The 350-nt window shown below is 73.4% G+C and carries 1 protein-coding gene; it reads left to right on the forward strand.

Annotated elements, in window-relative coordinates; all coding sequences use genetic code 11:
• Positions 1–350, forward strand: a 350-nt coding sequence (locus K206_RS40660) for an ATP-binding protein (protein ID WP_043368082.1), incomplete at both ends; no start/stop codon positions are given.

Raw genomic sequence — 350 nt, forward strand, 5'->3', positions numbered from 1 at the left:
GGCCGAGCTGGCGCGCGCGCTGGCCCGCCTGCATGCCGGGCGCGCGATCGCCATCGAGGTGGAAGGGGAAGGACACTTTGCCGGCGACCGCCAGGACCTGATCGAGATCCTCGGCAACCTGCTCGACAATGCCTGCCAGTGGGCCGCCTCGCGCGTGCGCGTGACGCTGGCCGAACGCGGGGAAATGCTGGAAGTGCGGGTGGAGGACGATGGCCCCGGCATGCCGGAGGCGGCGCGCGAGCTGGCCACGGCCCGCTTCGCGCGGCTCGACGAAACCGCCGCCGGCAGCGGCCTGGGGCTGGCCATCGTCAGCGAGATGGCCGCGCTCTACGACGGCGGCCTGGAACTGG

The sequence above is a fragment of the Cupriavidus sp. WS genome, assembly GCF_000395345.1.
Taxonomy (GTDB): Bacteria; Pseudomonadota; Gammaproteobacteria; order Burkholderiales; family Burkholderiaceae; genus Cupriavidus; species Cupriavidus basilensis_B.